We start from the raw sequence: 7,916 nt of genomic DNA, 5'->3' as shown, positions 1-7,916 counted from the left end.
TCCAATGTCAATCTGGCATTCTTATGGCTGTTCATCCGGTGGGATCCCTCTGTGACTCTGAAGCGTGTTAACTCCAGTTTCCCAGACCCATTCGGGTGAACAACCTATTGAGACATCACAGCTAGATTCCCCCGACAACTGGATCACCGACGTGGCGTTCGGCATCGATGGTCGCCACAGGGCGCGGTCCATTGCCGGGGGACTTTGAGGCGTGTGGACAAACGGTTAAAAAAAACTATGCCTCGCATGCGATTAATTGGCTGTTCACGGTGGATGCCGATCTCTAGCATTCACCCACCAACAGCCGCTAGGATCGCACCATGACCGAAGAGACCAAGAAGTGCCCTTTCCATTCCGCCTCCGCGACGGGCGGGACCATCAACAAGGACTGGTGGCCGAACCAGTTGCGCGTCGATCTGCTGCACCAGCATTCGTCCAAGTCCAATCCGCTGGGCGGCGCCTTCAACTATGCCGAGGCCTTCGGCAGCCTGGATTACGAAGCCCTGAAGAAAGACCTGCGCGCATTGATGACCGATTCGCAGGAGTGGTGGCCGGCCGACTTCGGCCACTACGGCCCGCAGTTCGTGCGCATGGCCTGGCATGCGGCAGGCACCTACCGCACGGGTGACGGCCGCGGCGGGGCAGGGCGGGGGCAGCAGCGTTTTGCGCCGCTCAACAGCTGGCCCGACAACGTCAACATCGACAAATCACGCCGCCTGTTGTGGCCGATCAAGCAGAAGTACGGCCAGAAAATCTCCTGGGCCGACCTGCTGGTGCTGACCGGCAACGTCGCGCTGGAAACCATGGGCTTTCGCACCTTCGGTTTCGCCGGTGGCCGTGAAGACACGTGGGAACCTGACCAGGATGTGTACTGGGGCAGCGAAAAGACATGGCTGGGCGGCGATGCGCGCTACGGCAAGGGCACGCCGGGCGACGGCACGCTGGTGGCCGACCCCGCCATGCACGGCCAGGAAAGCGACCGGACCGACAGCCAGGGCCGCCACCTGGAAAACCCGCTGGCCGCCGTGCAGATGGGCCTGATCTACGTGAATCCCGAAGGCCCCGAAGGCAACCCCGACCCGATCGCCGCAGCGCACGACATCCGCGAAACCTTCGGCCGCATGGCGATGGACGATGAGGAAACCGTGGCGCTGATCGCCGGTGGCCACACCTTCGGCAAGACGCATGGCGCCGGCCCGGCCGACCACGTCGGTTCCGAGCCCGAAGCCGCGGGCCTGGAGCACCAGGGCCTGGGCTGGGCCAGCAGCTTCGGCTCCGGCAAGGCAGGCGACGCGATCACCAGCGGGCTGGAAGTCACCTGGACGAGCACGCCAGCGCAGTGGGGCAACGAATTCTTCGAGAATTTGTTCAAGCACGAATGGGAGCTCACCAAGAGCCCGGCCGGCGCGCACCAGTGGCAGGCCAAGAATGCCGAAGCCACCATTCCCGACGCGCACGATCCCACGAAAAAGCGCCTGCCCACCATGCTGACGACCGACCTGTCGCTGCGCATGGACCCGGCCTACGAGAAGATTTCGCGCTGCTTCCTGAACAACCCGCAAGCCTTCGCCGAAGCCTTCGCCCGCGCCTGGTTCAAGCTGACCCACCGCGACATGGGACCGCGTGCACGCTACCTCGGCCCCGAAGTTCCGAAGGAAGTGCTGATCTGGCAAGACCCCGTGCCCGCGGTGGACCATCCGCTGGTGGAAGCGGCCGATGTGGCGGCCCTCAAGGCGCAGGTGCTGGCTTCGGGCCTGACCGTTTCCGAACTGGTGGGCACGGCGTGGGCATCGGCCTCTACCTTCCGCGGCTCGGACAAGCGCGGTGGCGCCAACGGAGCACGCATCCGCTTGGCGCCCCAAAAGGACTGGGACGCCAATCAACCGGAGCAACTGGCCCGCGTTCTTCAGGCGCTGGAAGGCATCCAGGCCGATTTCAACCGCGGGGCTGCGGGCGGCAAGCGCATCTCGCTGGCCGACCTGATCGTTCTGGCCGGCGCTGCCGGTGTGGAGCAGGCGGCCAAGGCGGCCGGAGTCGAAGTGACCGTGCCGTTCGCACCGGGCCGTACCGACGCCCGGCAGGACCAGACCGACGTGGAATCGTTCTCCGTGCTCGAGCCCGTCGCGGATGGCTTTCGCAATTACCTGAAGCGCCGCTACAGCGTGCCGGCCGAAGTGCTGCTGCTGGACAAGGCCCAGTTGCTCACGCTGACGGCGCCGGAACTCACCGTGCTGGTGGGCGGCTTGCGCGCCATCGACATCAATGCGAAGGGCGTGCGCCACGGCGTTCTGACCCCTACGCCCGGTGCGCTGACCAACGACTTCTTCGTCAACCTGCTCGACATGGGAACCGAATGGAAAGCCTCGGCCCAGGATGCCGGTGTGTTCGAAGGTCGCGATCGCAAGACCGGTGAAGTGAAGTGGACCGGCACGCGCGTCGATCTGGTGTTCGGCTCCAATGCGCTGCTGCGCGCCCAGGCCGAGGTGTATGCCGCGGCGGATGCGCACCGCAAGTTCGTGGACGACTTCGTTGCCGCGTGGACCAAGGTAACGCAGCTCGACCGGTTCGATCTGGCCTGATTTGGTCGGGTCGGAGCACGGCGGTTCTGCCCGAACCGCCCGCCGCCTTTCATAAAGCCCGCGCCCCCAGGTCGCGGGCTTTTTCGCAGGGGCGTCCGGTAAAGCGGCCTTTCTGGCCGCGCGGCCTGCCGTCGCCGCCTAAACTGCTGCATCGCACAAAAAGCGGGAGATGGAATGCATTTCGACATCGTGATCGTTGGGGGCGGCGCGGGCGGCCTCGAATTGGCGGCCCGCCTGGGCCGCGGCCTGGGGCCCCGTCTGGGGCGCGAGAAGGTGCTGCTGGTGGACCGCAGCCCCTTTCACATCTGGAAGCCCACGCTGCACGAGGTGGCGGCTGGCACGCTCGATGCGCACCAGGAAGGGCTGTCTTACACCGTGCTGGCCCGGCGCAACCATTTCAGCTTCGCCATGGGCAAGATGGCGGCGCTCGATGCCGAAAAGAAGGGCATCACGCTGTCCGAAATCCATGATGCCCAGGGCGAGGTCGCCGTGCCCCGCCGAACGGTGAGCTACACCCGCCTGGTGCTGGCCATCGGCAGCGGCTCCAACGCGTTCGGCACGCCGGGTGTGGAGCATGCCTACCTGCTGGAGAACGTGCGCGATGCGCAACGCTTTCATGCCGACTGGCTGGCTTCGTGCGCACGGGCCTCGTTCTCCGAGAGCCGCGCGCTGGGCGTGGCCATCGTGGGCGGCGGCGCAACCGGTGTGGAGTTGTCGGCCGAACTGTTGGAGGCCCATGCCGAAATCCAGGAAAGCCTGGGCACCGGCCAGCGTTTTCGGCTCGACATCACGCTGGTGGAAGGGGGCCCCCGCATCCTCGGCGGCTTGCCCGAAAAGATTTCCGCCCAGGCCCGCCTGGCGCTGGAGCGCAAACAGGTCAATGTGCGCACCGGCACCCGCGTGACCGAAGTGCGCCGCGGTGCCCTGGTGACCACGGAAGGCAGCATTCCCGCCGAGATGATCGTTTGGGCCGCAGGCATCAAGGCCGCCGAGGCGAACGCCGGCATGGGCCTGGCCGTGAACGGGCTGAACCAGTTCGTCGTGGACGACCGGCTGCGCACCTCGGTGCCAGGCATCTTCGCTTTTGGCGACTGCGCAGCTTGTCCCTGGGAGGGCGGCAAGACCGTGCCCGCCCGCGCCCAGGCAGCGCACCAGCAAGCCGACTACCTGGCCAAGGTGCTCGGTGCGATGCTGCGCGAACGCGAGGTGACCGAGCCCTTCGCCTACCGCGACTTCGGCTCGCTGGTATCGCTGGGCGACAACAAGGGCGTGGGCAACCTCATGGGTGGCCTGATGGGTCGCAACTTCTTCGTCGAGGGCCTGATCGCGAAGTGGATGTACATCTCGCTGCACTTGAACCACCATCGCGCCATCCTGGGCCTGGGCAAGACGGCCGTGCTGGCCCTGGCGCGGCTGCTGCAGCAGCGCGTGTCGGGGCGGCTCAAACTCCACTGAGCGCGCCTGCGCAGCAGACGTGGCAGGCAGGGCAGGCGGGGCCAGGCCCAAGCCCAAGCCGGTTCCAACCCGGCTGCCCGCTGGCGCGCTGGAGTCCGCGTTTGCGCCTTTACTTTGGGGTATAGGTGATCTTCGTCACCTCGTAAGTGGAGGGCCTGCCGTTGGAGCTGGAGCTGGCGATCTTGACGGTACGGCCCTGGTAAGGGCCTTCGGCGACCACCCAGGTCTGGATGTTGGCCACGACGCGCCCGCTGGCGCCCTCCGAGACGAAGTCGTTGTTGAATTTGCAGACGTTGAGCGTGCCCATGGCCGTCTGCAGCGACTCCCTGCCAACGTACGTGAACTGGTCTTCCACGGTTTCGCTGAGCGACGTCGTCCCCGAGCCCGCCTTGGCCACGATCGTGAACTGGTTCTTGTGGTCCCGTTTGACGGTCTGGCCAGGCTGCATGTCCAAAGGCGTGGACACCGGTGGATCGTAGACCTGCGTCAACACCTGGGTGGAGGTGTCGGAGATGAGGCCATACGCCAGTTCGCTGCTGCTCGTGCGATCGCGGAACAGCCGGTTCTCGCCCAAGGAGCCGGTGGACTTCGGCGTGAACATGACCGGTCTCGCGCCCGCGAAATCCTGCCGGCCTCCCGTGGTCGTCGTGCTGACGGTGGTGAGGTCGGGCTGCCCGTCCATCTTCGTGAGGCCTTCTTCGACGAGCACGGTGCCTTCGTTGAAATCCGCTGCGTTGTAGCAGGCTGCGGAACTGGCGCCGCTGGAGGGTGCAGGCGCCGGGGCCGGGCTTGGCGCAGGGCTCGGTGCCGGAGAGGGACCGGGTGCCGGGGCGGGCGTTGGCGAAGTGCCAGGCGGTGTCGTCACATCGCCACCGCCTCCGCCGCCCCCGCAGGCGGTCAGGGATGCGGCACTGAAAGCGGCAAAGGCCGCGAAAGCAGCCGCCGTGCGAAAAGATGAAAAGCTCTTGACCATGGATGGAAAGTGGTGGGCATTCAGAAGGTGCAAACGGTAACTTCGGCCGGCGTGTGGCGATACCCCACCCAGGGAGCACAAGCGCAAGCAAGTGTTAACGGCCGAGCACCATCACCGTCAGCCCGCCTCTACCCAACCCCCACCGTCACCCGCCATCAGCTTTTGCACCAGGTCGGCCGCGGTCGAGGCGCCGTATTTGCGCATCAGCCGTGCGCGATAGATCTCCACCGTTCGGTGGCTGATCTCCAGGGTCCGGCCGATCTCCTTGGAGGTCAGGCCCTCCAGCAGCCGCGCCGCCACCTCGCGCTCACGGCCGGTGATTTCGGCCTTCACGGGCCGCAGGGAGCTCAGGTCTTCGAGGCTCCAGATGCCCGACTCGTGGGGCGCTTCGCGATTGAGCGCCCGGCCCGACACGTGGCACCAGAACACCTCGCCATTGGCGCGCTTCATGATGCGGTTGTCGGCGTAGTGGCCGCGCGCATTCAGGATGGGTTCCATGCGTTTGCCCAGGCGCTCGTATTCGTCGGCGCTGGGGTACGGAATGCGAAAGGACTGGCCGATCAGCACCTCGCGAGAGGCGCCGAACATCTCGCACACATGGCGGTTGCAATCCACCATGGTGCGATTGCGCGAGATGACCAGCCCGACCGGAGCCATTTCGAAAGCAAGGCGGTAATCGGCTACATCCATGGAAGTATTTAGGGAGAACTACGTAGTATCGTACGGCGGTCCATCCCATCATTGACAGGAGACAGGTGTGAACAAGTTATTTCCTTCCGCGGCCGAGGCGCTCAAGGGCGTCGTGGCCGATGGTCAGCTAATGGCGGTGGGAGGCTTCGGCCTCTGCGGCATTCCCGAGGCCTTGATCTATGCCCTGCGCGATTCGGGCGCCAAGGGTCTCACCGTGATCTCCAACAACGCGGGCGTGGACGGTTTCGGCCTGGGCAAGCTGCTGGAGACACGCCAGATCAAGAAGATGATCTCGTCCTATGTGGGCGAAAACAAGGAGTTCGAGCGCCAGTACCTGGCCGGCGAACTGGAACTGGAATTCACCCCCCAAGGCACGCTGGCCGAAAAGCTGCGCGCTGGCGGTGCTGGCATTCCGGCGTTTTTCACCAAGACCGGTGTCGGCACCATGGTGGCCGAGGGCAAGGAACTGCGCGAGTTCGACGGCGAAACCTATGTGATGGAGCGCTCGCTGGTGCCCGACGTATCGCTCGTCAAGGCCTGGCGCGCCGACAAGTCCGGCAACCTGCAGTTCCGCCTGACCGCGCGCAACTTCAATCCCGCTGCCGCCACCGCCGGCAAGGTCTGCATCGTCGAGGTGGAGGAGGTCGTCGAGACGGGCGATATCGCGCCGGACGACGTGCATCTGCCCGGCATCTATGTGCACCGCATCGTGCACAACCCCAACCCCGAAAAACGCATCGAAAAGCGCACCGTCACGGCCGCCCCGGTGGATGCCGTCGCCGCCAAGGTCGAGGCCCAGGCCGTGATCGCCCAGGCCGCCGCCGCGACCAGCGAAACCGTGCCCACGGTCACGGTGCCCGTCAACAAGCAAGAAGGAGCCTGAGATGCCCTGGACCCAAGACCAGATGGCCGCGCGCGCGGCGCAAGAACTCGAAGACGGCTTCTACGTCAACCTGGGAATCGGCATCCCCACGCTGGTCGCCAACTTCACCGGCGACAAGGAAGTGTGGCTGCAGTCCGAAAACGGCATGCTGGGCATCGGCCCGTTTCCCACCGAAGACGCGGTGGATGCCGACCTCATCAACGCGGGCAAACAGACCGTCACCACCATCAAGGGCTCGTCGATTTTCGGCAGCGACCAGTCGTTCGCGATGATCCGCGGCGGCAAGATCAACCTGTCCATCCTGGGTGCGATGCAGGTCAGCGAGAAGGGCGATCTGGCCAACTGGATGATCCCCGGCAAGATGGTGAAGGGCATGGGCGGCGCCATGGACCTGGTGGCCGGCGTGAAACGCGTCATCGTGCTCATGGAGCATGTGGCCCGCAAGAAGGACGGCACCGAAGACCTCAAAATCCTGCCCGAATGCACGCTGCCCCTGACGGGTGTGGGCGTGGTGGATCGCATCATCACCGACCTGGCCGTCATGGATGTGACGCCGAAGGGGCTGCAGGTGGTGGAACTCGCGCCGGGCGTGACGTTCGAGGCTCTGCAGGCCAAGACCGGCGTGACGCTGCTGCCCGCCTGAAGATCCGATGGGTCAGAGCCATTGCTGTGCTATCTAGCACAGCAATGGCCTTCATTGACGCGGTGGAATCGGGAAAATGTCAGCATAAGTAACAGGTTGGCTGATATGCTTCCCCTTTGCCGCGCGTGCCAGACTGGGTCTGCCCGTGCCGAACTCCGCTCTGTAAGGACCCTGACATGCTGTCGACCCCCGCTTCCTCGTCTTCCCGCAATGCTGCGGGCGTTGCTGCCAATGCAGCGGAATACCTGACCTTTCGCCTGGGCCAGGAGGAATACGGCATCGACATCCTGCGCGTCCAGGAAATCCGCTCTTACGAGCAGCCCACGCGCATGGCCCACGCGCCCGACTTCATCAAAGGCGTGATCGATCTGCGCGGCGTGATCGTCCCCATCGTCGACATGCGGCTGAAGCTGCGTTGCGCTCAGGCCGAATACACCGATTTCACGGTCGTCATCATTCTCAATGTCGGTGGCACGGTGATGGGCGCCGTCGTCGATGCGGTGGCCGACGTCGTTCCACTGCCCCCTGAATCCATCCGCCCCGCACCGCAGTTCCAGGGCGAGGTGGACTCGGCCTTCGTCACCGGCATCGCCACCGTCGGCGAGCGCATGCTCATCGTCATGGACATCGAGTCTTTGCTCAGCAGTTCTGAAATGGGCTTGATGCGGTCTGTCGCCACGCCTTGATGGCGGA

At 65.0% G+C, this 7,916-nt stretch carries 7 protein-coding genes; 5 read left to right on the top strand and 2 right to left on the bottom strand.

What is annotated here, in order from left to right; all coding sequences use genetic code 11:
* The first annotated feature begins 320 nt into the window (after positions 1–320).
* Together katG and AVHM3334_RS20945 are read left to right on the top strand one after the other, a co-directional pair.
* Complete coding sequence (gene katG, locus AVHM3334_RS20950; RefSeq protein WP_284415430.1) at positions 321–2,579, top strand: catalase/peroxidase HPI; 2,259 nt, start codon at positions 321–323, stop codon at positions 2,577–2,579.
* A 174-nt stretch (positions 2,580–2,753) separates the two neighbouring features.
* On the top strand, positions 2,754–4,034 hold the full coding sequence (locus tag AVHM3334_RS20945) for an NAD(P)/FAD-dependent oxidoreductase (RefSeq protein ID WP_284415429.1): 1,281 nt from the start codon (positions 2,754–2,756) through the stop codon (positions 4,032–4,034).
* Positions 4,035–4,143: 109 nt separating this feature from the next.
* On the opposite strand, the gene AVHM3334_RS20940 is transcribed toward AVHM3334_RS20945, so the two are convergent.
* Both AVHM3334_RS20940 and AVHM3334_RS20935 read right to left on the bottom strand, forming a co-directional pair.
* Positions 4,144–4,899, bottom strand: a complete 756-nt coding sequence (locus AVHM3334_RS20940) for a hypothetical protein (RefSeq protein WP_284415428.1) — start codon at positions 4,897–4,899, stop codon at positions 4,144–4,146.
* A gap of 225 nt (positions 4,900–5,124) precedes the next feature.
* Positions 5,125–5,697, bottom strand: a complete 573-nt coding sequence (locus tag AVHM3334_RS20935; protein ID WP_284415427.1) for a PAS and helix-turn-helix domain-containing protein — start codon at positions 5,695–5,697, stop codon at positions 5,125–5,127.
* A gap of 67 nt (positions 5,698–5,764) precedes the next feature.
* Between AVHM3334_RS20935 and AVHM3334_RS20930 the strand changes: the two genes are divergently transcribed.
* The 3 genes from AVHM3334_RS20930 to AVHM3334_RS20920 all read left to right on the top strand — a co-directional run bounded on the left by AVHM3334_RS20930 (position 5,765) and on the right by AVHM3334_RS20920 (position 7,909).
* The gene (locus tag AVHM3334_RS20930; protein ID WP_284415426.1) at positions 5,765–6,580 is read left to right on the top strand and encodes a CoA transferase subunit A; all 816 of its coding nucleotides are present in this window, start codon (positions 5,765–5,767) and stop codon (positions 6,578–6,580) included.
* Between the two features lies 1 nt (position 6,581).
* A complete protein-coding gene (locus AVHM3334_RS20925) occupies positions 6,582–7,223 on the top strand; it encodes a 3-oxoacid CoA-transferase subunit B (protein ID WP_284415425.1) in 642 nt (213 codons plus the stop codon).
* A gap of 176 nt (positions 7,224–7,399) precedes the next feature.
* Entirely contained in the window at positions 7,400–7,909 is a 510-nt protein-coding gene (locus AVHM3334_RS20920; protein ID WP_284415424.1) for a chemotaxis protein CheW, read from the top strand.
* Positions 7,910–7,916: the final 7 nt, after the last annotated feature.

The organism is Acidovorax sp. SUPP3334 (assembly GCF_030159055.1).
GTDB lineage: Bacteria > Pseudomonadota > Gammaproteobacteria > Burkholderiales > Burkholderiaceae_C > Paracidovorax.
Note: the sequence above shows the minus strand (reverse complement) of the source record. Positions and strands in the feature narration are given on the sequence as shown.